This is a genomic window from Mycetocola zhujimingii, assembly GCF_003065425.1.
Lineage (GTDB): Bacteria > Actinomycetota > Actinomycetes > Actinomycetales > Microbacteriaceae > Mycetocola_A > Mycetocola_A zhujimingii.
Genome location: NZ_CP026949.1, coordinates 2835645 through 2856214 on the forward strand (window position 1 = coordinate 2835645; position 20570 = coordinate 2856214).

General features: G+C 64.6%; 22 protein-coding genes. 6 read left to right on the forward strand and 16 right to left on the reverse strand.

What is annotated here, in order from left to right; translation table 11 throughout:
- Positions 1 to 42: 42 nt before the first annotated feature.
- Complete coding sequence (locus C3E77_RS13550; protein WP_108392294.1) at positions 43 to 1014, reverse strand: ABC transporter permease; 972 nt, start codon at positions 1012 to 1014, stop codon at positions 43 to 45.
- Complete coding sequence (locus C3E77_RS13555; protein WP_108392296.1) at positions 1011 to 2393, reverse strand: quaternary amine ABC transporter ATP-binding protein; 1383 nt, start codon at positions 2391 to 2393, stop codon at positions 1011 to 1013. Before C3E77_RS13555 ends, C3E77_RS13550 begins: the two co-directional genes overlap by 4 nt.
- 425 nt (positions 2394 to 2818) lie before the next feature.
- Here C3E77_RS13555 and C3E77_RS13560 point away from each other — a divergent pair, with 425 nt between their 5' ends.
- Complete coding sequence (locus C3E77_RS13560) at positions 2819 to 3487, forward strand: hypothetical protein (RefSeq protein ID WP_108392298.1); 669 nt, start codon at positions 2819 to 2821, stop codon at positions 3485 to 3487.
- A gap of 71 nt (positions 3488 to 3558) precedes the next feature.
- Here C3E77_RS13560 and C3E77_RS13565 read toward each other — a convergent pair whose 3' ends face one another.
- The 4 genes from C3E77_RS13565 to C3E77_RS13580 are packed head-to-tail and all read right to left on the reverse strand — an operon-like array spanning position 3559 to position 8170.
- Positions 3559 to 4875, reverse strand: coding sequence for a dihydrolipoamide acetyltransferase family protein (locus C3E77_RS13565; RefSeq protein WP_108392300.1), 1317 nt, complete (start codon positions 4873 to 4875; stop codon positions 3559 to 3561).
- Positions 4876 to 4900: 25 nt separating this feature from the next.
- Positions 4901 to 5899 carry an alpha-ketoacid dehydrogenase subunit beta gene (locus tag C3E77_RS13570; RefSeq protein WP_108392302.1) on the reverse strand — a complete coding sequence of 333 codons (999 nt, stop codon included), beginning with the start codon at positions 5897 to 5899 and terminating at the stop codon, positions 4901 to 4903.
- A complete protein-coding gene (locus tag C3E77_RS13575; RefSeq protein WP_108392304.1) occupies positions 5896 to 7035 on the reverse strand; it encodes a thiamine pyrophosphate-dependent dehydrogenase E1 component subunit alpha in 1140 nt (379 codons plus the stop codon). The genes C3E77_RS13570 and C3E77_RS13575 overlap by 4 nt, the downstream gene beginning before the upstream one ends.
- Positions 7036 to 7039: 4 nt before the next feature.
- Positions 7040 to 8170, reverse strand: coding sequence for a histidinol-phosphate transaminase (locus tag C3E77_RS13580; RefSeq protein WP_522731624.1), 1131 nt, complete (start codon positions 8168 to 8170; stop codon positions 7040 to 7042).
- Positions 8171 to 8273: 103 nt separating this feature from the next.
- Here C3E77_RS13580 and C3E77_RS13585 point away from each other — a divergent pair, with 103 nt between their 5' ends.
- Positions 8274 to 8675: a phage holin family protein gene (locus C3E77_RS13585; RefSeq protein ID WP_108392306.1), complete on the forward strand. Its 402-nt coding sequence runs from the start codon at positions 8274 to 8276 to the stop codon at positions 8673 to 8675.
- Between the two features lie 17 nt (positions 8676 to 8692).
- On the opposite strand, the gene C3E77_RS13590 is transcribed toward C3E77_RS13585, so the two are convergent.
- Positions 8693 to 10111, reverse strand: coding sequence for an alpha/beta hydrolase (locus C3E77_RS13590; RefSeq protein WP_108392308.1), 1419 nt, complete (start codon positions 10109 to 10111; stop codon positions 8693 to 8695).
- Positions 10111 to 10539 (reverse strand): hypothetical protein, encoded by a 429-nt coding sequence (locus C3E77_RS13595; protein WP_108392310.1) that lies wholly within the window; start codon positions 10537 to 10539, stop codon positions 10111 to 10113. Before C3E77_RS13595 ends, C3E77_RS13590 begins: the two co-directional genes overlap by 1 nt.
- Positions 10540 to 10734: 195 nt before the next feature.
- Here C3E77_RS13595 and C3E77_RS13600 point away from each other — a divergent pair, with 195 nt between their 5' ends.
- The 3 genes from C3E77_RS13600 to C3E77_RS13610 all read left to right on the forward strand — a co-directional run bounded on the left by C3E77_RS13600 (position 10735) and on the right by C3E77_RS13610 (position 12996).
- Positions 10735 to 11262, forward strand: a complete 528-nt coding sequence (locus C3E77_RS13600; protein WP_108392312.1) for a low molecular weight protein-tyrosine-phosphatase — start codon at positions 10735 to 10737, stop codon at positions 11260 to 11262.
- On the forward strand, positions 11259 to 12641 hold the full coding sequence (gene purB, locus C3E77_RS13605) for an adenylosuccinate lyase (RefSeq protein ID WP_108392314.1): 1383 nt from the start codon (positions 11259 to 11261) through the stop codon (positions 12639 to 12641). Before C3E77_RS13600 ends, purB begins: the two co-directional genes overlap by 4 nt.
- Before the next feature lie 172 nt (positions 12642 to 12813).
- Positions 12814 to 12996 carry a DUF1918 domain-containing protein gene (locus C3E77_RS13610; protein WP_108392316.1) on the forward strand — a complete coding sequence of 61 codons (183 nt, stop codon included), beginning with the start codon at positions 12814 to 12816 and terminating at the stop codon, positions 12994 to 12996.
- 84 nt (positions 12997 to 13080) lie between these two features.
- Here the strand turns inward: C3E77_RS13610 and C3E77_RS13615 are convergent, their stop codons facing one another.
- From C3E77_RS13615 to rpsF, 7 genes are all read right to left on the reverse strand, one after another.
- Positions 13081 to 13329, reverse strand: coding sequence for a hypothetical protein (locus C3E77_RS13615; RefSeq protein WP_108392318.1), 249 nt, complete (start codon positions 13327 to 13329; stop codon positions 13081 to 13083).
- Positions 13326 to 14000 (reverse strand): DUF308 domain-containing protein, encoded by a 675-nt coding sequence (locus C3E77_RS13620; RefSeq protein ID WP_108392320.1) that lies wholly within the window; start codon positions 13998 to 14000, stop codon positions 13326 to 13328. Before C3E77_RS13620 ends, C3E77_RS13615 begins: the two co-directional genes overlap by 4 nt.
- A 144-nt stretch (positions 14001 to 14144) precedes the next feature.
- The gene (gene dnaB, locus C3E77_RS13625; RefSeq protein ID WP_108392322.1) at positions 14145 to 15524 is read right to left on the reverse strand and encodes a replicative DNA helicase; all 1380 of its coding nucleotides are present in this window, start codon (positions 15522 to 15524) and stop codon (positions 14145 to 14147) included.
- A 531-nt stretch (positions 15525 to 16055) separates the two neighbouring features.
- Complete coding sequence (gene rplI, locus C3E77_RS13630; protein ID WP_108392324.1) at positions 16056 to 16508, reverse strand: 50S ribosomal protein L9; 453 nt, start codon at positions 16506 to 16508, stop codon at positions 16056 to 16058.
- An 11-nt stretch (positions 16509 to 16519) separates the two neighbouring features.
- Entirely contained in the window at positions 16520 to 16783 is a 264-nt protein-coding gene (rpsR, locus tag C3E77_RS13635; RefSeq protein WP_108392326.1) for a 30S ribosomal protein S18, read from the reverse strand.
- Between the two features lie 57 nt (positions 16784 to 16840).
- The gene (locus C3E77_RS13640) at positions 16841 to 17380 is read right to left on the reverse strand and encodes a single-stranded DNA-binding protein (protein ID WP_108392328.1); all 540 of its coding nucleotides are present in this window, start codon (positions 17378 to 17380) and stop codon (positions 16841 to 16843) included.
- 5 nt (positions 17381 to 17385) lie between these two features.
- The gene (gene rpsF / locus C3E77_RS13645; protein ID WP_108392330.1) at positions 17386 to 17796 is read right to left on the reverse strand and encodes a 30S ribosomal protein S6; all 411 of its coding nucleotides are present in this window, start codon (positions 17794 to 17796) and stop codon (positions 17386 to 17388) included.
- 380 nt (positions 17797 to 18176) lie between these two features.
- Here rpsF and C3E77_RS13650 point away from each other — a divergent pair, with 380 nt between their 5' ends.
- A complete protein-coding gene (locus tag C3E77_RS13650; protein ID WP_108392332.1) occupies positions 18177 to 19151 on the forward strand; it encodes a hypothetical protein in 975 nt (324 codons plus the stop codon).
- A 93-nt stretch (positions 19152 to 19244) separates the two neighbouring features.
- On the opposite strand, the gene C3E77_RS13655 is transcribed toward C3E77_RS13650, so the two are convergent.
- Positions 19245 to 20564: an ABC transporter substrate-binding protein gene (locus tag C3E77_RS13655; RefSeq protein ID WP_108392334.1), complete on the reverse strand. Its 1320-nt coding sequence runs from the start codon at positions 20562 to 20564 to the stop codon at positions 19245 to 19247.
- Between the last annotated feature and the right edge of the window lie 6 nt (positions 20565 to 20570).

Here is a 20570-nt window from a genome sequence, read left to right on the forward strand (position 1 = left end):
GGCTCGCTGAACGAACCAGAACTGGGTGCGGTTAAGCGCCGGTCAGGCGCTAGCGCCCTGCGGGGTGCGAGTATCGGAGTCCGCATCTAGGTCCGCAGTGGTGCTGGCTGCGATGAGCTGCCGGTCTTTCGGGGACTCGGGCGTTGGCTGGCCAGCTGACGTGACGGCATCCGCTTTCTTCGCCCGCTTTTTCCTGTTTCCGAGTGACGCGGTGAGGCGGTCGAGAACAATGGCGAGGATGACGACGGACAAACCGGCTTCAAAACCGAGACCGATGTCGATGCGGTTCAGGCTCGCGACGACGTCGCCACCGAGTCCTCCTGCGCCGACCATTCCGGCGATAACGACCATGGACAGCGACAGCATGATGACCTGGTTGACACCGGCCATGATGCTCGGCATGGCCAGGGGCAGCTGGATCTGACGCAGGATGCGGAACGGCGACGAACCGAACGCGTGGCCGGCCTCGACAACTTCCTTGTCAACACCGCGGATGCCCAGCTCGGTGAGACGGACACCGGGGGCAAGCGCGAAGATGATTGTCGCAACGATTCCGGGGACAACGCCGACGCGGAACAGGATGAGCGCGGGGATGAGGTACACGAACGCCGGCATGGTCTGCAGGAAGTCGAGGATCGGCTTCAGAATGCGCGATGCCGTGTCGGAGCGCGCACCCAGAATTCCGAGCGGAACGCTGATGAGCACCGCGAGGAAACTGGCGACGAGAACGAGGGACAGAGAGTCCATCGCGTTCTCCCACTGGTCGACCGCGAAGATCAGGCCGAACCCGACGATGACACCGACCGCGAGCTTCCAGCCGGTCGCGAGGAAGCCGAGAACGGCAACGACGAGGATGATGACCCAGAACGGCGGGGCCTGGAGAATCAGGTTGACCAGGTCATACAGACCGAGGAAGACGGCGCGGAGCACGTCGAACAGCGGCTGGAGCGTGTCGGTGAGAATGTCGACAAAATCTTCGACCCACTGGCCGAGCGGAATACGGAAATCCATCAGCGAAGGCTCCCTTCAGAAGCGGTGCGGACATCGTCGGCAGGCTGAGCCTTGACCTGGTCGACTTCGTCGGTGAGCCCCGCGGTTTCGCGGAGCGTCTGGGTGATGACCTCGACGGCAACGGTTGCCGGAGTCTCGATGACCTGGTTCACTCCCGTTGTCGCTGGGAGGTTGGCCAGTGCAGCGAGCAGGGTGACGCGCGGAATGGCGCCGAGCAGGCGGCCCTTCTCGTCGACGACGGCGACGGGCAGCTGGCTTTCCGCTGCCGGCTCGAACAGGTCGACGAGGTACTGGTCGGGTCCGACCGTTGCCGGGTCATTGCGGACGATCGTCATGAGATCGGGGTTGCCGTTCTTGACGAGGGTCAGCACGTCACGGTCGTGAACCACGCCGAGCAGCCTGCGGCCGTTTCCGACGACGAAAGCGGCGGATGTCTGCATGTCACGCATCGTTCGCAGCGCGGCACGCGGTCCGGCCGAGCCGGAGACGACGGCGCGCGCCGGCTCCATCACGCTCGCGGCGGTGAGCACGCGGGCACGGTCGACGTCCTGGACGAACTGGGCGACATAGTCGTTGGCCGGATCGGTGAGGATCTCATCGGGAGTTCCGACCTGCACGATGCGACCGTCGCGCATGACGGCGATGCGGTCGCCGAGGAACATAGCCTCGTTGAGATCGTGGGTGATGAAGATGATCGTCTTGCCGAGCTCCTGCTGGAGTTCGACGAGCTGTTCCTGCATTTCGCGTCGAATCAGAGGGTCAAGGGCGGAGAACGCCTCGTCCATCAGCAGCACATCGGTGTCTGCGGCGAGCGCGCGGGCCAGGCCGACGCGCTGCTGCATTCCACCGGAGAGCTCGCCGGGCAGCTTGTCTTCCCAGCCGGAGAGACCGACGCGGGAGACAACCTTCTGCGCGCGCTCACGACGCTCCGCCAGGGGCACACCCTGAACCTCGAGGGCATAAGCCGCGTTGTCGAGCACCGTGCGGTGCGGCAGAAGGGCGAAGTGCTGGAAGACCATCGAGATCTTCGATCGGCGAACTTCGCGGAGTTGCTTCGCGGGCACACCGCTCACGGCTGAGCCATAGACGGCTACGGAACCGGAGGTCGGCTCGAGCAGTCCGTTAAGCATGCGGATCAGCGTGGACTTGCCCGAACCACTGAGGCCCATGACAACGAAGATCTCGCCCTGCTTGACGGAAAAACTCGCGTCGATGACCGCGGCGGTTCCGAGCGCGGTCAGCTCGTCCCGTTTCGCTCCGCCTTGCAATCGCTTGACGACGTCGCGCGGCTTTTTGCCAAAGACTTTGTAGACATTGTTTACCTCAACGGCAACAGTGTTGGTCACGTTTTCTCCGTGCGCGCGCAGGTGCCACAGCCACATTTCGTGACTTTCCCGGAGGGGACGGATGCCTGCACGGCATTCTCGTAAGTTACGACCGGGTCAGGGACGAGTGCACCTGCCCCACCCATCAAGCGGCGACGACCAGTGCGTCTGAAGCGATTCGGGAGCTGTGCCAGCGCGGCCATGGGGCCGCCGCCAACGTCACAAGACCATACGTCCGAATGCGCGACATTCCTGTGTCACATTCGTCCGCGGACTAGTGTTACGGCCATCATGGCCAGGGACGAGCCTAACAGAATCCGGAGGGAGCTTATTATGGGCTGTGCCTTTGCCGTGAAACCGCCCTGTGTCTGAGTACCTGCGCGCACGGGCCGTGCGCCCACCACGGCCCCGGATATCTTCGCAGTGCGCTCACGGCATCCGTTCGTAAACTGGGGCAATTCCTCTCACACAAGGAGCACACTATGGGTTTTCTCGACAGGCTTTTTGGTTCAGGCCAGGATTCGCGGCAGGACCGTTCACAGCAGTACGGACAGCAGAGCTACGGACAGCAGCAGTACGGCCAGCAGGGCTACGGTCAGCAGGGCCAGCGCACCGACGATGAAATCGCCGTCGAGCGTTACCGCTACCTGCTGCGCACGGCTCCCCCCGAGGCGATTGAGCAGGCTCACGAGGAGGCGTTCGCGAAGCTGACGCCCGAGCAGAGGCAGCTCCTGTTCACCCAGCTCAGCGCTGACGCTGCACCGGGTGATGCACCACGCGGCGACGACCCCCGGTCGCTCGCGCATTCGGCGACGCGTTCCGAGCTGCGCCAGCCGGGCACGATGGAGCGCACCATGAACGGCCCTGGCTTCGGCAGCATGGTCGGCGCGTCGCTCCTCGGAACCGTCGCCGGGTATGTCATCGCTTCGGCGGTTGTCGCATCGTTCATGCCTGACCCGTCAACCGAGGCGGGCGCAGATGGGGCCGGCGCGGATGGGCCCGGTACCGACTCCGGCTCGGACGCTGGTTCAGACGCTGGCGCGGATGCCGGCGGCGGAGACAGCGGCGGCGGCTGGGGTGACTTCGGCGGCGGCGGCAGCTTTGGCGGCGGAGACTTCGGCGGCGGCGGAGACTTCGGCGGCGGCTTTTAGGCCCGCTGCCGAACCGGCAGCCACCGTTCCTCGGGTCGCGCGCTGAGCGTGACCCGAGGAACGGGAACCGACTACTCGAGCAGCAGCGCGGGTTCCTCGATGATCGATGCGACATCGGCGAGGAATCGCGACGCGACATCACCGTCGACGACCCTGTGATCGAACGACGCACCGAGGGTCGTGACGAAGCGAGGTCGAACCTCACCGTCGACAACCCACGGCTTCTGCTTGATCGTGCCGAGCGCGACGATCCCGACCTCACCCGGGTTGAGAATCGGCGTTCCGGTATCCATCCCGAACACACCGATGTTCGTGATGGTGATCGTGCCGTTCTGCTGGTCGGCAGGAGGCGTCTTTCCCTCACGCGCGGTGAGGGTGAGCTGCTCAAGCGACTGAGCCAGCTCGAGCAGCGTCATCGACTGCGCTTCCTTGACGTTCGGGACGATGAGCCCGCGCGGCGTGGCGGCGGCGACACCGAGGTTGACGTAGTGCCTGACGATGATCTCCTCATCGGTCCAGGTCGCGTTCACCGTCGGGTTCCGGCGTACGGCCCAGATCATTGCCTTTGCCATGATCAGCAGCGGCGAAACCTTGACCCCGGCAAAGTCCGTCGAGTTCTTGAGCCGTTTGATGAACTCCATGGTGCGGGTCGCATCGACGTCGACGAACAGCGACACGTGCGGCGCTTTGAACGCAGCCTCGACCATGGCTTTGGCGATCTGCTTGCGCACGCCCTTGACCGGAATCCGCTCCTCGCGGGTGTCGCCCCACTCGGGTGTTTCGATATTGCGGAACACACTCGCCTGGCCGGCTTCGCGCACCACGTCGTCCCGCGTGACCTCTCCCCCGACACCGGTGCCGGTGACCTGGGCGAGCTCGACGCCGAGGTCCTTGGCGAGCTTGCGGATCGGCGGCTTCGCGATCACGGGCCCCTTCGCTTGTGGAACGGATGCCGGTCGAGCGGCAGGCGGGACGGGACGCGTCCGCGCGCGGCGGCGCGAAGACACCTGCCCGGCGTCGCCGTAGCCCACGAGAACCGCGCCTGGCTTCTCGTCGTCGACGGTGCCCCTGGTGTCGGCAACCGCTTCTGCGAACTCGGTTGAGACGGCGGGCGGAGCGACTTCTGCAGCCGCCTGGCCACCGGCATCCGCTGCACTGATCGTGATGATCGGGGTGCCGACGTCAACGGTCGTGCCCTCGGTGACGAGGATGGACGCGACGGTGCCCGCGAACGGCGACGGCAGCTCGACGAGAGACTTGGCGGTCTCGATCTCGACGATCACCTGGTTGAGCTCGACGGCGTCGCCTGGCGCGACCTTCCACGAGACCACTTCGGCCTCGGTGAGCCCTTCACCGGCATCCGGCATCAAAAACTGGAACTCACTCATGGTTCTCCATTCGGTCGACGGGCGACTAGTAGGCGAGCGCGCGATCGACGGCCTCGAGGATGCGGTCGGCGTCGGGCAGGTACAGCGCCTCGAGCTTGGCCGGCGGGAAGGGGACATCGAAGCCCGAGACCCGCAGAACGGGGGCTTCGAGCGAATAGAAGGCGCGCTCTGCGACGGTCGCCGCGATCTCGGAACCGACGGACACGTTGCCGGGAGCCTCCTGAGCAACGACGAGGCGGCCGGTCTTGCGCACGCTGTCGAGGATCGGCCCATAGTCGATCGGCGAGATCGACCTGAGGTCAACGACCTCGAGGCTGATGCCCTCGGCAGCCGCCAGCTCAGCGGCCTGAATCAGCACGCTGACCATCGCGCCGTGTGCAACGACGGTGACGTCGGTTCCCGTCCGCACGATTCTGCTCGCGTGCAGCGGTGCCGCCGATCCGGAGAGGTCGACCTCGCCCTTGGGCCAGTACCGACTCTTGGGTTCGAAGAACATGACGGGATCGTTCGACGCGATTGCTTCCTGGATCATCCAGTACGCGTCGTTCGGTGTCGACGGGCTGACCGAGCGAAGGCCGGCGGTGTGGGCGAAGTACGCCTCCGGGCTTTCCTGGTGGTGCTCGATCGCACCGATGTGTCCGCCGTACGGCACCCGGATGACAACGGGCATCTCGAGGGCACCTTCGTTGCGGTTGGTGAGTTTGGCGAGCTGCGATGTGATCTGGTTGAAGCCGGGGTAGATGAAGCCGTCGAACTGGATCTCGCACACCGGGCGGTAGCCGCGCATGGCCAGGCCGATCGCCGTCCCGATGATGCCGGACTCCGCGAGTGGGGTGTCGAGCACCCGGCTCTCTCCGAACTCGGCCTGCAGCCCCTCGGTGATGCGGAAGACTCCACCGAGCTTGCCGATGTCCTCGCCCATCAGGAGGACCTTGTCGTTCTCGGCCATCGCCTGCCTGAGTCCGGCGTTGAGCGCCTTCGCCATGGGCATGGTCGCGACCTGCGCGTCGATGCTCAGCGTCATGCGGCACCTCCCGCCATGGAACGCTCGTAGGTTTGCAACCACTCGCGCTCCTCGGTGACAAGCGGGTGGTCTTCGCTGTAGACGTTGTCGAACATGCTGGTCAGGTCGGGGTCCTCAATGGCGTGTGTCCGCGCGCGGATGTCTGCGGTGTAATCGCGTGCCTGTCCGGCGACACCGGCGAAGAACTCCTCGGAAGCACCCTTGCCGCGGAGGAACGCTTCGAACCGCACGATGGGATCCCTGGCTACCCACGAATCAGTGAGTTCCTGGGTGCGGTACTTCGTCGGGTCGTCACTCGTGGTGTGTGCGCCGACACGATAGGTGAGCGCTTCGATGAGCTGCGGGCCGCCGCCAGACCTGGCATCCGACAGGTGCTTGGCCGAGACCGCGTAGCTCGCGAGCACGTCGTTGCCGTCGACCTGCACGGCGGGCAGGCCGAAGCCTTTGGCCCGCTCAAAGAGCGGCGTCCGCGACTGGGTGGTCACGGGAACGCTGATCGCCCAGTGATTGTTCTGCAGGAAGAACACCTGCGGGGTCTGGTAGCTGGCCGCGAAGATCATGGCCTCGTTGACGTCACCCTGGCTGGTCGCTCCGTCACCGAAGTAGACCATCACTGCTTCGTCGGTTTCGGGATCGCCCGTTGCCGTCGCGCCGTCGAACTTCACACCCATCGCGTAGCCCGTCGCGTGCAGCGCCTGGGCTCCGATGACGAGTGTGTATGGACGGAAGTTGCCGTTGGCCGGGTCGGAGATGTCCCAGCCCGAGTGGGTGGTTCCGCGCATGACCTCGATGATGCCGAGGAGGTCGACGCCGCGAATCAAGCCGACGGCGTGCTCCCGATACGACGGGAAGATGTGGTCCTGGGCGCGCGCGGCGCGACCGGATCCGACCTGGGCGCCCTCCTGGCCGTGGCACGGCGGCCACAGCGCGAGCTGGCCCTGACGCTGCAGGTTCGCCGCCTCGGTGTCGAAAGCCCGGGCGATGACCATGTCCTTGTAGAACTGCTCGTGGTCTGTGTCGGTCAGCGCGTCCAGATACGGCAGATACGGCTCGGCCGATGCGGTCGGCGAATAGCTTCCGTCAGTGGCCAGAACCTGGACCGGGGGCGTGAGAGACGTCATTTCGGTTTCCGCCATTGTCCTAACCTAACTGCCGGGCCGGATGCCCAGCTGGTAGAGATCCCACAACGTCCGCGCTTGCCTGTAGGAGCTTCTCCATAGCTTCTTCCTCGCCAATCGAGATTCTGATACCCGATCCGGGGAAGGCCCGCGCCACAATCCCGTGGCTGAGGAACACCTCATTGGCCTCGAGCGTTTCGTCACCCGTCGCGAGCCAGATGAAGTTGCCCTGGGCATCCGGCACTCTCCAGCCCTGTTCGAGAAGCGCCGAACGGATGCTGTCACGCAGCACACTGAGACGGTCCACGCGTTCGAGCAGCTCGGCTTCGAGCCCGAGCGAGGCGATGGCCGCAGACTGTGCGGGCTGAGTGACCGAAAGGGGGATGGCGGCCGCCCGTGCCGCGTCGAGAATATTTACCGACCCGAGAGCCCAGCCCACGCGGAGGCCGGCGAGTCCGTATGCCTTGGAGAAGGTACGAAGGACGACGAGGTTCGGGTAGCGGCCGGTCAGGGTGAGTCCGTTGACGGCATCCGGGTTCGTTACGAACTCCGAGTAGGCCTCGTCGAGGAGCACGAGGACTTCGGCGGGAACCCGCTCCATGAACGCGTCGAAGTCACGAGCGGTCACGATCGTGGACGTTGGGTTGTTCGGCGTGCACACGATGACGACGCGGGTTCGCTCGTCGATCGCCGCTGCGATGGCGTCGAGGTCGTGAGCCCCGTCGCCGCGGTTGGGGACCTGCACGCTCTCGGCGCCCGCGACGGTGACGAGTCCCGGGTACGCCTCGAAGGAACGCCAGGCGTAGACGACCGTGTCTCCGGGGCCAGCGGCAGCGGTGATGAACTGGCTGAGCAACGCGACGGAACCAGACCCGACATGGATCTCCTCCGGGCTGACGCCGTGTTTCTCGGCGAGCACCTCGCGCAGCGCCGCGGCGCTCGCATCGGGGTACCGATTGAACGCGCCCGAAGCGACGACGGCCTCGACGACCCCCGGTAGCGGGGGAAAGGGATTCTCGTTGCTCGACAACTTGAACGCGTCGTCAGCCGCAGCTTTGCCCTGTCGGTATGGGGGCGTTGCGAGTATCTCCGGCCGAAGCTTCACCGTGGGCCGGTAGGGCGGGTGATCTGCGTTTGCCGGGGTGAAAGTCACACATCGAGTCTAGACAGGGGCCATTCCGCTGATCGCATACGGGCCACTGCGGCCGACTGCCAGAGGGGCGTGCACCCGTTGCGGCGCGGTGCCATAGTGGAGCATGGCCAAATTCCTCCTGAACATCGTCATCAACGCTGTGGCGATCTGGTTGACCACGCTCATCGTGGCCGGTGTCCAGGTCACCCCGTACGAGCCGAACAACGGTGTCGCTACGGCGCTGACCTACCTGTTCGTCGCCCTGATCTTCGCGATCGTGAACAGCATTATCGGCACGGTGATCAAAATCGTGGCCTTCCCGCTCTACATCCTGACGCTCGGCCTCATCTCGTTCATCATCAATGGCCTGCTCCTTCTCATGGCCGGCTGGGTGAGTGGATGGTTCGGCTTCGGTCTCACTGTCGACGGTTTCTGGTGGGCGGTTCTCGGTGCTCTCGTGATCAGCATCATCAACTGGATCTTCCAGATCATCCTGCGCCCGCAGCGCCGCGCCTCAGCTCGCTGACGCGGTAACGCCCGGCGTCAGCCCGACCGGACCCTCTCAGCGCGGAACGCCTGCGCCGCCCCGGCGCCTGAACCGATTCCGGCCAGCGCCTCGGTGAGGCCGGTGAGGCGCGAGTCAGTGGAGTCATCGATGAGCGCTGCCGTCGCCTCGTAGCCGTCCATGGAGTGGGCTGCCCCCGCGTCGTCGGCGCCTGACGGCGTGTCGTCGAAGATGGCGCGGGACACGACGAGGCGGTCGCGCCCTTCGGCCCCGTCGACCGGTTCACCACCGAGCGCCGGCACGAGGTCCTCTGCGTGCTCGACCGCAACCTGGGTCACCGAGTCCGGCACGGCGACCTGGCCGCTTGGAGAACCGAAGGTGACGAGAGCCTGGGTGTCGAAGCTCTCCGACTCGGCGATGCGGGCGGCGACGAGCCCGCCCTGGGAATGGCCGAAGAGGCTGACCCGGTCGCCGGGCTGAACTCCCGCCTGCTCCATGGCGTCGAGCGTGGCGGTATATGCCCCGGCGTCGCTGTCGGCGACGGCTGCCAGGTTGCTCGCCATATCGAACGGTTCGGCGCTGTTGCCGCCGAAGTCTGTCGTACCCGCGATGTACACAGCGTAGGAGTCGGCACCAGAGGAGTGTCTGTATTTCTCGACGGTGATCTGGGGCTTTCCCACTCCGGTCGGAGGGATCCGTCGTGCGGCCTCTGCGAGCGACGCCGGTGGCCGGGTCTCGCGCACCTCACCGTGCCGTGACGTCCGCACCGGCGTCTCGGTGAATGCGTGTCGTCCGCCGAGGATGATCGCGGCGCCGGCGACCGTCTCGAGGCCGACGAGACCGGTGCCTTCATCCCCGAGGAACCTCGCCGCGGGGAGACTCGTTCCGCTGAATCCCATCAGGATGTCGTCGGCCGCCGACACCACATCCCGCACCATCCCAACAAAAGCCGGATTCGCGGTGAGTCCGGGGTTCTGCACCAGCCCACCGGCCAGACCACCCCCGAGCACCGCGACAGCACGGCGCATCGCCGGTTGTTTCATGACGGTCGCGGTAAGAATCAGGCCGGGCAGCAGCGGGAGCGCCCCGATCACGAGGTTGCGCAGGTACGTGCCGACCAGGAACCCGGCGAAGGCTTGCATGGCGCCGAGAGCTTCCCGGCTCCGCGCTTCTCCGTCCGCGTAGGCGTTTGCGGCTTCTTGAACCACGCTGCCGAGCCGCTCCGCACACTCTGACGCCTCAGCGAGCGATCGACTCGCCTGAAGCAGCGCGGGTTCCGCAAAACCGTACGGTGCGGCATCCGTCGACCACTCCGTGAGGCACCGCGCGATCGATGCGGCGTGTGCCCAGTCGGTCGCGTCAGCGGCGAATACATCGAGAGCGCTGGCGAACACAAAAAGCTCCTCGGTCGAGACACTCGTTAACCCACCGGTCGACACGGTGAGCGCGTCGGACATCAGAGCGCACCTGTCGCGCCTGGACCACCACTCGTTGCGGGGTAACCGGAATATCCGGGCGAACCGGATGCCGCAGCGCCATTGGAGTAGGCGGCGAGGACCGCCCTTCTCGCGTGCTCACTCTGGTCGAGCGCCTCGGTGAGGTGAGCAGAGGCGAGAACGAGCCGGTCGGCGAGTTCAGCGACTCGGGCGTCGAACGCGGCCCGACTGGAGGATCGCCACCTGAGGTCGCCAGCCGCATCGAGGATGCGCCGTCGGCCGGGTGTGACGAGCAGCTGGAGCGCTTCGATTCGTCGCCGCTGTTCGGAGATGACATCAAGCGCCCGCAAGAGCGCAGCGCGGCTGTCCGCGTCGCCCGGCGCCCAGAGTCCACCGGTCATCGCGGTGCCCAGTGCCGAAGTGATCGTCGTGTCGATCGCCGTGGTCATCGTTAATCTCTCCTTCGTTAGTGAGATGTCGCCGGGGTACCGATGTTTCGTCGGTCGGCTGTCGGATCCACTGTGGCCGGGTGCCCCCGTCTGTGCCGCGACAATGCCGAGTCGTGGAGAACCCGCCCCGATTCGGGGGTTTGTGAAGGAGCTGGGGGACTCCCGCCCGAGCCTCGAGCGGTACAGAATAGGGGAATGATTTCCGACCCGGACCCGACCGAGGTGCAACCTTTCCGGGTGTGCTTTGTGTGCGCGGGCAACATCTGCCGATCGCCAATGGCGGAGATCGTCTTCCAGCACCTCGTGCGCCAGGCGGGATTGAGCCGTTACGTAGAGACAGTGTCCGCCGGAACCGGCGACTGGCACGTCGGCGAACAGGCCGACGCCCGCACAATCGCCGCCCTCCGCAAATATGGCTATGACGGCGCCAGGCACAGGGCGAAGCAGTTCAACCCTGACTGGTTCGAGAAGCTCGACCTGGTTGTCGCGCTCGACCGCACGCACGATCGGGTGCTCCGGACGTGGGCGCCGACAGAGACAGACCGGGGAAAGATCGCACTTTTGCTCAGTTTCGACGCTGAGCGCAGCGAATTGACCGACGTTCCCGACCCCTACTACGCGGATGACGAAATGTTCGATCGGGTATTGGGCATGATTGAGGGGGCGATCCGCCAACTTTTTCGCCAGCTCGAACCCGCAATCCGACAGGGAGCCACCCGATGACCTCACTACCCGTCCAGCCACTCAGCCCGCTCGATGGCCGATATTCCTCAGTGGTGAGCCCGCTGGGCGAGTACCTGTCAGAGGCTGGTCTCAACCGGGCGCGGGTGCAGGTCGAGGTCGAATGGCTGATCTATCTGACCGGTGCAGGCATGTTCGGGTCAACTCCGCTCAGCGAAGAGCAGATCTTCTCTCTCCGTTCGCTGTACCTGTACTTCGGTCAGGTCGAGATCGACTGGCTCTCTGAAAAGGAAGCGGTGACCCGTCACGATGTGAAGGCCGTCGAGTACCTCGTGCGCGACCGCCTGGCTACCCTCGGGCTCGACTCGATCGCGGAACTGACCCACTTCGCCTGTACGAGCGAGGACATCAACAACCTGTCATACGCGCTCACCGTGTCCAACGCTGTTCAGGCGGTCTGGCTGCCGAAGCTGCGGCTCGTCATCGACAAGCTGCAGGCGCTGGCCGTGAAGCACAGGGCGGATGCCATGCTGGCACGCACCCACGGGCAGCCGGCAACACCGACCACCATGGGGCACGAGCTCGCTGTCTTCGTCTACCGGCTCGAGCGCATCGCGAAACAGATCGACGAGACCGAGTACCTCGGCAAGTTCTCCGGCGCCACCGGTAACTTCGCCGCGCACACGGTCGCTGACCCGGCCGCCGACTGGCCGGTGCTGTCGAAGGCGTTTGTCGAGTCACTCGGACTCGTCTGGAACCCGCTCACCACGCAGATCGAGTCGCACGACTGGCAGGCCGAGCTCTACGGCCGGGTCTCCCACGCCAACCGGGTGCTGCACAACCTCGCGACCGACATCTGGACCTACATCTCGATGGGGTACTTCCGGCAGATCCCCCAGGCGGGCGCGACCGGCTCGTCGACGATGCCGCACAAGATCAACCCGATCCGTTTCGAAAACGCCGAAGCCAACCTCGAGCTCTCCAGCGCCCTGCTGGACTCCCTCGCCGCCACCCTCGTCACCTCGAGGCTGCAGCGTGACCTCACCGACTCGACCACGCAGCGCAACATCGGCGTCGGCCTCGGCCACTCCCTGCTCGCGCTCGACAACCTCGAACGCGGCCTCGGTGAGATCGACCTCGACCATGCCGCCATCGCCGCAGACCTCGACATCAACTGGGAGGTTCTCGGAGAGGCCATCCAGACGGTGATCCGCGCCGAGGTCGTCGCCGGCCGATCGACAATCACCGATCCGTACGCCATGCTCAAGGACCTCACACGCGGCAAGCGCATCGGCCGCGACGACCTCGTCGAGTTCGTCTCGAAGCTTGACATCGGCAGCGAGGCGAAGGAGCGTCTGCTCGCGCTCACACCCGAGCGCTACGTCGGCCTTTCCTCCGAACTCGTTGACTACCTGGCCTAAGGCGCACTGACCTCGAGACCATCCCCTCCGGTCGAGAACATCACGCACATCTGGTGTTCTCGACCGGAACTGGTGCGCTCGACGACCGGGCCAGTATGCGGAGTGCCCGAGGGATCGCACCGACCCTTCCGCGGTTCGCAGACCGCGCGTAGCCTGAAACCGGGAGGCGATCATGCAGACAACAGTCGGGCAGCGAATTGTCATTCGGGGCCAGAGCGTCGGAGCGCCGGAACGGCACGGAGAGATTCTTGAGGTGCGGGGAGCCGACGGCGCACCGCCTTATTACATTCGGTTTGACGACGGCCACGAGAGCCTCATCTTTCCGGGGCCGGACTGCGCCCTCGAGCACGCCTGACCAGCCGCGCGATCCGCGGCAGCGGGCTCCGTGTGCGGCGGTAAGCGCGCGTCTCTGGGCCAACCCGTCAGTGCGGCGTAAGCGTCAGTGCCCGGTGTCCTGGTCGTGGATGTCTTTTTTCTCCATGTCGTCCGGCTTGACCGTGAGGGCGAACATGGCGATGAAGACGAGCGTCACAATGAACGCGATTCCGAATCCGATGAGTGCGAACGTCATGTCGCGGGTCACCATGAGGGTCACGAGGCCGGTGAAGATTCCGGCAACGGCAGCAAAAACCAGCAACTCGACTGGCTTGAGTATTTCGCGACGACTCGGTGGCTGTGGTGCGCTCATGATTGTGACTCCGTAATGCCTGTAATGGACGCGCGTCGCGCTTCGTCCGTTCCCCATTTCAGCGAGAATCCGCCGATGATGAGGAGCACGGCGACGATCGCGGCGTAAGCGCCGAAAACCCCCACCGTAACAATGGATGCTGTCAGGCTGCGGTCGACGCCGTCCGGCCCGATGTAGTGCTGGTCGAGCCCGGGCGGAACGAGCAGGAAGACGATGCCGAGGAGAACCGTGGCACCGCCGACGGTCATCCAGTCGCGAGCGAACGGCGACCGTCCGCGTACGCGGAAGCCGCTGTACAGCTCGAGGACGCCGGTGAGCAACGCCCAGACGATGACCGTGATGAAGAGTGCCGGGAGCGCGGACGTGCCGGTACCGGCGAACACGAGGGCTCCTGCACCGGCGAGAAGGCTGACAACGCCGCTCAGCAGGAAGTTCAGACGAGACACCCGGTCATCAGTGAGCGTTCGCGGCACGAAGACGATGGCAAGAAGACCGGTGAGGACAGCGAACGCTCCGAAGACCGTCAGACCGAGGGGCGCTGAGTGGTCGAGGCTGAACGTGATAACACCGGCGGCGATCGCTGCGGGAACGGCCCTGAGCAATTGGAAGACCCAGTACCGCGACATCGAGTCGACGGTGCCGCGTGAAGCAGCAGCGGCGGAACTGGCCAAGGAGAACGTCTCTTTCGTGGTCGAGCGCGTGGGGAATACCTCTAGTCTACGCGCCGTAGAAGAACCCGCGATTCGCCCGGAATATACCCTGTGCAGGGGTAGATCGTGACCCAGTTCCCGCCGGCGCAGTGCCCGCAGCCGGGGCTAGGCCGGTGCGAGGTCGGCGAACCGCGAGAAGTGGCCGTGGAACGCAACGGTGACGGTGCGGGTCGGGCCGTTACGGTGCTTGGCGACGATGAGGTCGGCCTCGCCCGCGCGCGGGTTGTCTTTCTCGTAGGCGCTCTCTCGGTGGAGCAGGATCACCATGTCGGCGTCCTGCTCGAGCGAACCGGACTCACGAAGGTCGGAGATCGCCGGCATCTTGTCTGCACGCTGCTCGGGTCCACGGTTCAGCTGTGAAAGCGCGATGACGGGGACCTTGAGCTCCTTCGCGAGCAACTTCAGCGCACGCGAGAATTCGGAAACTTCCTGCTGGCGGCTCTCGACGCGCTTTCCGGACGTCATGAGCTGCAGGTAGTCGATCACCACGAGCTTGAGGCCGACACGCTGCTTGAGCCTGCGGCACTTGGCGCGGATCTCGACGAGAGTCATGTTGGGGCTGTCATCGATGTAGAGCGGGGCGTCGTTGATACGCCCGCGCACAGCGGCGAGTTTGTTCCAGTCGCGCTGGTCGACGTTTCCTTTACGCATGCTCTGAAGGGGCACGGATGCCTCGGCGGAGAGCAGTCGCATGGCGATTTCGCTCCGCCCCATTTCCAGGGAGAAGAAGATCGACGGCTGGTCGTTCCCGATCGATGCCGCGCGCGCAAAGTCGAGCGCGAGGGTGGACTTTCCGAGCGCAGGTCGCGCAGCGACAATGATGAGCTGCCCACCGTGGAAACCGTTGGTGAGGTCGTCGAGTTCGGCGAAGCCGGTGGGGGTACCCACCATTTGACCGTCGGAGCCGTTGTTGGCCTCGATCTCTTCGAACGCCGTTCCGACTGCTTCGTTGAGCGGCACATAGTCTTCAGCGGTTGTTGAGCCGGTGACGCCATAGATCTCCGCCTGGGCGGTGTTGACGAGATCGAGCACCTCACCCTCGCCGGCATAACCCATCTGCACGATGCGGGTTCCCGCCTCGACAAGGCGACGGAGCAGGGCCCGCTCAGCGACGATCGAGGCATAGAAGCCGGCGTTGGCCGCCGTCGGCACGAGGCTCGTCAGCGTGTGCAGGTAATCGGCGCCGCCCGCGCGGGAGAGCTCGCCGGTCTTGATCAGTTCGTCGGTGACCGCGATGACATCTGTCGGTTCGCCGTGCGAATACAGCGACAGGATCGCGTCGAAGATGATCTCGTGCTTGGGGATATAGAAGTCGACGCCGCGCACCGACTCGACGACGTCAGCGACGGCGTCTTTCGAGAGGAGCATTCCGCCGAGCGCGGACTGCTCAGCGAGCAGGTCGTGAGGTGGGGTCCGCTCTGCGCGCTGCTCCGGTCGTTCGCCCGACGACTGGTGGTCGTTGAGCCCGAGATGAGCGATCGACACTCGTTCCTCCTATGGCTTTTCAGCCCGTCCGGCGGGGACAGCTCATGACTTTCATGCTCAGTTACAGCAGATCATCGACCACCGACATTGGTGGGATGAACCGCCTCGCGCGCCCCGATAAAAACCTGCGCTGCTACACACTAGGAGCGCCACTCCCCCGGCACAAATGCGCCTGTGGATAACTCTGTGAATAAAGTGGGCGAAACGCCGGGCGGTGTGTGCACAAGGTGTGGATAGATCTGTGGAAAGGGAAATACTTTCAGTAGAAAAACAGCGCCTGACCGGGTAGATCGTGTTTCCACACATGTGCACTTCGACCTGTTTAGAGTTTGTGTTGAACGTTGGCGCACCGCCGCACACCTGTGCACAAATAACTTGACATTTCAGCCAACAGGGCTAGAGGCATCCGCGCAGAAGTCGAAGTAATCCTCATGTTTTCTGCGCGAAAAAGCGGCCCAGTCCGTGAGGACTGAGCCGCTTCACCGAGGCGTGGTGACGGGTGTTTGACCCGTTACCAGCCGCCTCGTTGTACTACTTGGCAGCAACCACCTGGAGGGTGATGACAGCACTGAGGTCTTCGCGCAGGCGGACCCGAGCTTCGTGCGTACCGACGGACTTGATCGGAGACGGGATCTCGATCTTGCGCTTGTCGATCTGGCCGAGGCCAGCAGCAGCGACAGCGTCAGCGACGGTGCCCGTCTTGACGGAGCCGAAGAGACGGCCTTCAGCGCCAGCCTTGACGGCGAGCTTGACCTTGGTGCCTTCGAGGGCAGCCTTGAGGGACTGAGCATCTTCGAGGGTGGCAAGTTCGCGCGCTGCGCGTGCGGCCTTGATCTGCTCGACCTGCTTCTCAGCACCGCGGCTCCACGCAATGCCGAAGCCCTGCGGGATCAGGTAGTTACGTGCGTAACCGTTCTTGACCTCGATGATGTCACCAGGAGTGCCGAGACCGGTCACTTCGTGCGTGAGGATGAGTTTTGACATGTGAGAGTTCCTTACCTGCCTGAGCCGGCGTAGGGCAGAAGAGCCATCTCGCGTGCGTTCTTGACTGCACGGGCGATGAGGCGCTGCTCCTGGACGGAAACACCGGTGATGCGGCGTGCGCGGATCTTTCCACGCTCGGAGATGAACTTGCGAAGGGTTGGGACATCCTTGTAGTCGATGACCCCAACGCGGATTGCCTTCGCGGGAGCGAGCGGCTTGCCGCCCTTGCCACCGCGGGCAGGCTTGCGGCTTGCGCCGCTAGACTTTCCAGCCATTTGGTTTCCTTAGTGTGAATGTGTCCGCCGGAACCTGGGCTCCAGAAGACGAAGTGTTTAGAAAGGGGTGTCGTCGCCGTAGGATCCGGGCGTGTTCCAGCTGTCGCCGGAACCTCCCGCATTGCCTGCGTTCGAGTTGCCGCCGCCGAACGCCTGCGGGGCGGCCGGCGCACTTGCTGCCCACGGCTCGTCCTGGACTGCAGCGGGGCCGCGGCCACCACCACCGCCGGAGGACTGAGCGCGGCTGACCTGTGCGGTTGCGTACCGAAGCGAAGGGCCGATCTCGTCAACCTCGAGTTCCATCGAGGTGCGCTTTTCGCCTTCCTTCGTTTCGTACGAACGCTGCTTCAGACGCCCGGTAGCGATGACACGGCTACCCTTGGTGAGCGATCCGGCGACGTGCTCGGCGAATTCACGCCAAACGCTCGCGCGCAGGAACAGTGCTTCGCCATCTTTCCACTCGTTTGCCGCGCGATCGAAGTTGCGCGGAGTGGATGCGATGGTGAAGTTGGCAACCGCCAACCCGTTCTGCGTGTAACGCAGCTCCGGGTCAGACGTGAGGTTGCCCACCACGGTGATTACGGTCTCGCCAGCCATCGGGACTAAGCGCCTTCGACCGTTGCCGGCTCAGCAGGCTTCGCGTCGGCCTTGGCCTTGGTGGCAGCAGCCTTGCGGGCAGCCTTCTCCTCGGCGCGCTTGCCTTCGGACTCAACCAGAGCGATGGCCTCTTCGGCACGCAGCACCTTGGTGCGCATAACTGCCTCGGAGAGCTTCAGCTGACGGTCGAGCTCGACCGTTGCTTCGCTCGTCGCGGTGAAGTCGACGACGGCGTAGATGCCTTCGGTCTTCTTGTTGATTTCGTAAGCCAGGCGACGACGGCCCCAGATGTCAACCTTGTCGATGGTTCCACCATCGTTGCGGATGACATTAAGGAACTTATCGAGACTGGGAGCAACTGTGCGCTCGTCAATCTCGGGGTCGAGGATAACCATGAGTTCATACTGATGCGTCACTAACCCACCTCCTTCGGACTCGAACGGCTGCAGACGATCTGCAGCAGGAGGGTTCTAGCATCGTTGCACCGGACGGGAACAGAGTGTTCGCATACGGGCAACCTGAGTAGCTTACCGGATCTCGCCGGGATTAACCTATTGGGCCGGCAGGGAGGCTTTCCCAGTCTCGATCGGTGGCGGTTGGAACTCAGGAATCGCGAGAGCATCACTTCCGGTCGAGAACATCCGGCGCAACTGGTGTTCTCGGCCGCATCTGATGCTCTCGCTACGGGTTCCGCCTCGTGGCGGATGGTCCCTCACAGCGCAGCCGCGATTCCATCGTTCGCACCGCTTCCCCGGAGCGTGGTACACCCCCGCCGAGGTGCGCCAGTCTCGAGACCATGGCCACCGACAGGACCCGCGGCGAAGACCCTCTGCAACTCACGCGCTCGCTCGAACTGATCGGCGGCGACGGGAGAGCGCTACGACGCGACCTAGCGGCCGGCACTGTTGTCGGCCTCCGCCGCGGCGCCTATGTTGCGGCCGACACCTGGTCAGCGCTCACCGACCGGGACAGGTACCTGTTACGCATGCGGGCGGCCACAGCCACCCGGGCAGGCGACGCGGTTTTCGGATACGAATCGGCGGCTGCCCTGTGGTCGCTTCCCGTGATCGGCAGCTGGCCCGATACCGTCCACCTCTATTCGGCCGACGGCGGCCGACGCGCGTCCCGCAACGGTGTTATGTGGCACCACGCACCGCTCAGCGACACGGACATTGTGGAGCTCAACGGCACTCTCGTGACAAGTCTTTCCCGGACAATGCTTGACCTTGCCCGATCGGCGACCTTCCTCTCAGCCGTTGTCACGCTCGATGCCGCACTCGCTCGAGCGGCGCGCGGCCGAAACGATACGACAGCGGCCGAACTCGTGCGGAGCGATCTTCTGGAGCGACTCGCCGCGCTGGGCTCGGCCAGAGGCACCCGCCGGGCATTGGCGGCAATCACGTTCGCGTCACCGAACGCGGAATCACCCGGGGAGTCGGCAAGCAGAGTCACCATGTACCGGTGCGGATTCCCGGCGCCCGTCCTCCAGTTCCCGGTCACCGACAGGAACGGCACCACGTGGTTCGCTGACTTCGGTTGGCCGGCATTTCGACTTCTCGGCGAATTCGACGGTTACGTCAAGTACTCGCGGGCATCGATGACCGGCGGCACGAGCATCGAAGAGATCGTGTGGGCCGAGAAGCAGCGCGAGGACCTGATGCGCGGCACGGGCAACGGAATGACCAGGTGGCTGTGGGATGCCGCATTGAGCCCGCGGCTTCTCACCGCGGCCCTGCGCGAGGCTGGCCTTCCGCAGTCGAGACGCCGCTAGACACGAGACCATCAGTTCCGGTCGAGAACACCCCGCGGAACCGAGGGTCTCGGCCGGAAGTGATGTTCTCGGCGCGGGGCGGGCTCCGGACCGCTACCCGGCGATTGCCGTGTTCGCCGCATCCTCGGCCCGCTTCAGGCCGGCCTTCACGTCGAGCGTTCCCTTGAAGATCTCCTGAAAAATCGGGTCGAAGGCCTCGAAGCCCTTGCCGTAGTTGGGTCCGGTCGGAGCGGGAATCGGATCGGCCTCCTCGATGACATCGAAGAACGGATCGACCGAGACGTCCTGCCCGTCCCAGTAGTCGAAGTAGCCTGCCTGGGCGCTCTTCACGGCGGGTACCGCAGCACCCGAGGTGCCGAGGTAGCCGTTGCCTTCCTCAGAGCCGAGCCAGGCGAGGACGTCCGCGATGGCATCCTGCTTCTCGGATGCCGCGTTGCCGGCGACAACGATGCCGTTCGTCACCGAGACCCGCCCGGCTGGTCCGGCGGGGATCGGCGCGACGCCCCACGCGAATTCAGCGCCGTCGGCGATGTTCTTGAGGTTGTAAAGGCCCGACTGGAACATGGCGATCTTGCCCTGCAGGAACGCGTCACGGCTGAAGTCGCTGTTGCCGTTGGTGTCAGCAGCCGATGGGGCCACCTTCGCAGCGTTGATCGCGTTCACGAGGTAGCTGAAGGTCTCGACGGTCCTGGGGTCGGTGAAGGCGAACTCGTCGCCCTCCTGGTAGACGCCGCCATTCGATCCGATGAATGGGAGAGTGATCGCCTGGGTGTCGTACCCGATGTTCGTGCCGTACTGCGCGATCGAACCGTTGAAAGCCGGGTCGGCGGCCGAGACACCCGCCGTGTCGACGGTCAAGGCTTGAGCGACGGGAAGGTATGTGTCCAGTGCCGGGTCGGGGGACCAGGTGAGTTCAGCGAGCGATTCCGGGGTGACTCCGGCCGCGTCGAGCAGTGTCTTGTTGTAGTAAACGCCGACTCCGGCGTCGTACAGCTGCGGAACTCCCCACAGCTTGCCGTCGCGCGTGAACTGGTTGACAACGCTCTGTTCCCACTCGCCGCTGGCGTCGTCGCCGAGAACGGCGTCGACGTTCACGAGCTTTCCAGAATCGGCATATGCACCGAAGTAGGAGTTGTTGACCCAGAAGATGTCATCCATTGTCTTGCCGGCGATGTCGGTGCGGAGCTTCGTCCAGTAGTCGGCCCAGCCGACGACGTTGATCTCGACGTCGATTTCCGGGTTTTCCTTCTCGAACGCCTCGAAGGATTCCTCATAGGCCTCGGCAACAGTGCTGTCCCACAGACGGAACGACACAGTCGTCTTTTCCTCCTCGGGGCTGCCTGCTGCACAACCGGTTAACGCGAGGGCGGATGCCGCGACGACTGCCGCAAACTGAAGGAAACGCTGAGCCATTCGGGT

What these genes read in the sequence shown, in the direction of transcription:
- C3E77_RS13595 (WP_108392310.1), bottom strand. Translation starts at nt 10,539, where the DNA reads ATGACCACGGCGATCGACACGACGATCACTTCGGCACTGGGCACCGCG.
- C3E77_RS13615 (WP_108392318.1), bottom strand. Translation starts at nt 13,329, where the DNA reads ATGAGCGCACCACAGCCACCGAGTCGTCGCGAAATACTCAAGCCAGTC.
- rplI (WP_108392324.1), bottom strand. Translation starts at nt 16,508, where the DNA reads ATGTCAAAACTCATCCTCACGCACGAAGTGACCGGTCTCGGCACTCCT.
- C3E77_RS13575 (WP_108392304.1), bottom strand. Translation starts at nt 7,035, where the DNA reads ATGGCGGAAACCGAAATGACGTCTCTCACGCCCCCGGTCCAGGTTCTG.
- C3E77_RS13570 (WP_108392302.1), bottom strand. Translation starts at nt 5,899, where the DNA reads ATGACGCTGAGCATCGACGCGCAGGTCGCGACCATGCCCATGGCGAAG.
- C3E77_RS13640 (WP_108392328.1), bottom strand. Translation starts at nt 17,380, where the DNA reads ATGGCTGGCGAGACCGTAATCACCGTGGTGGGCAACCTCACGTCTGAC.
- C3E77_RS13650 (WP_108392332.1), top strand. Translation starts at nt 18,177, where the DNA reads ATGGCCACCGACAGGACCCGCGGCGAAGACCCTCTGCAACTCACGCGC.
- C3E77_RS13565 (WP_108392300.1), bottom strand. Translation starts at nt 4,875, where the DNA reads ATGAGTGAGTTCCAGTTTTTGATGCCGGATGCCGGTGAAGGGCTCACC.
- C3E77_RS13555 (WP_108392296.1), bottom strand. Translation starts at nt 2,393, where the DNA reads ATGTGGCTGTGGCACCTGCGCGCGCACGGAGAAAACGTGACCAACACT.
- C3E77_RS13590 (WP_108392308.1), bottom strand. Translation starts at nt 10,111, where the DNA reads ATGTCCGACGCGCTCACCGTGTCGACCGGTGGGTTAACGAGTGTCTCG.
- rpsR (WP_108392326.1), bottom strand. Translation starts at nt 16,783, where the DNA reads ATGGCTGGAAAGTCTAGCGGCGCAAGCCGCAAGCCTGCCCGCGGTGGC.
- C3E77_RS13610 (WP_108392316.1), top strand. Translation starts at nt 12,814, where the DNA reads ATGCAGACAACAGTCGGGCAGCGAATTGTCATTCGGGGCCAGAGCGTC.
- C3E77_RS13655 (WP_108392334.1), bottom strand. Translation starts at nt 20,564, where the DNA reads ATGGCTCAGCGTTTCCTTCAGTTTGCGGCAGTCGTCGCGGCATCCGCC.
- C3E77_RS13585 (WP_108392306.1), top strand. Translation starts at nt 8,274, where the DNA reads ATGGCCAAATTCCTCCTGAACATCGTCATCAACGCTGTGGCGATCTGG.
- C3E77_RS13560 (WP_108392298.1), top strand. Translation starts at nt 2,819, where the DNA reads ATGGGTTTTCTCGACAGGCTTTTTGGTTCAGGCCAGGATTCGCGGCAG.
- purB (WP_108392314.1), top strand. Translation starts at nt 11,259, where the DNA reads ATGACCTCACTACCCGTCCAGCCACTCAGCCCGCTCGATGGCCGATAT.
- C3E77_RS13600 (WP_108392312.1), top strand. Translation starts at nt 10,735, where the DNA reads ATGATTTCCGACCCGGACCCGACCGAGGTGCAACCTTTCCGGGTGTGC.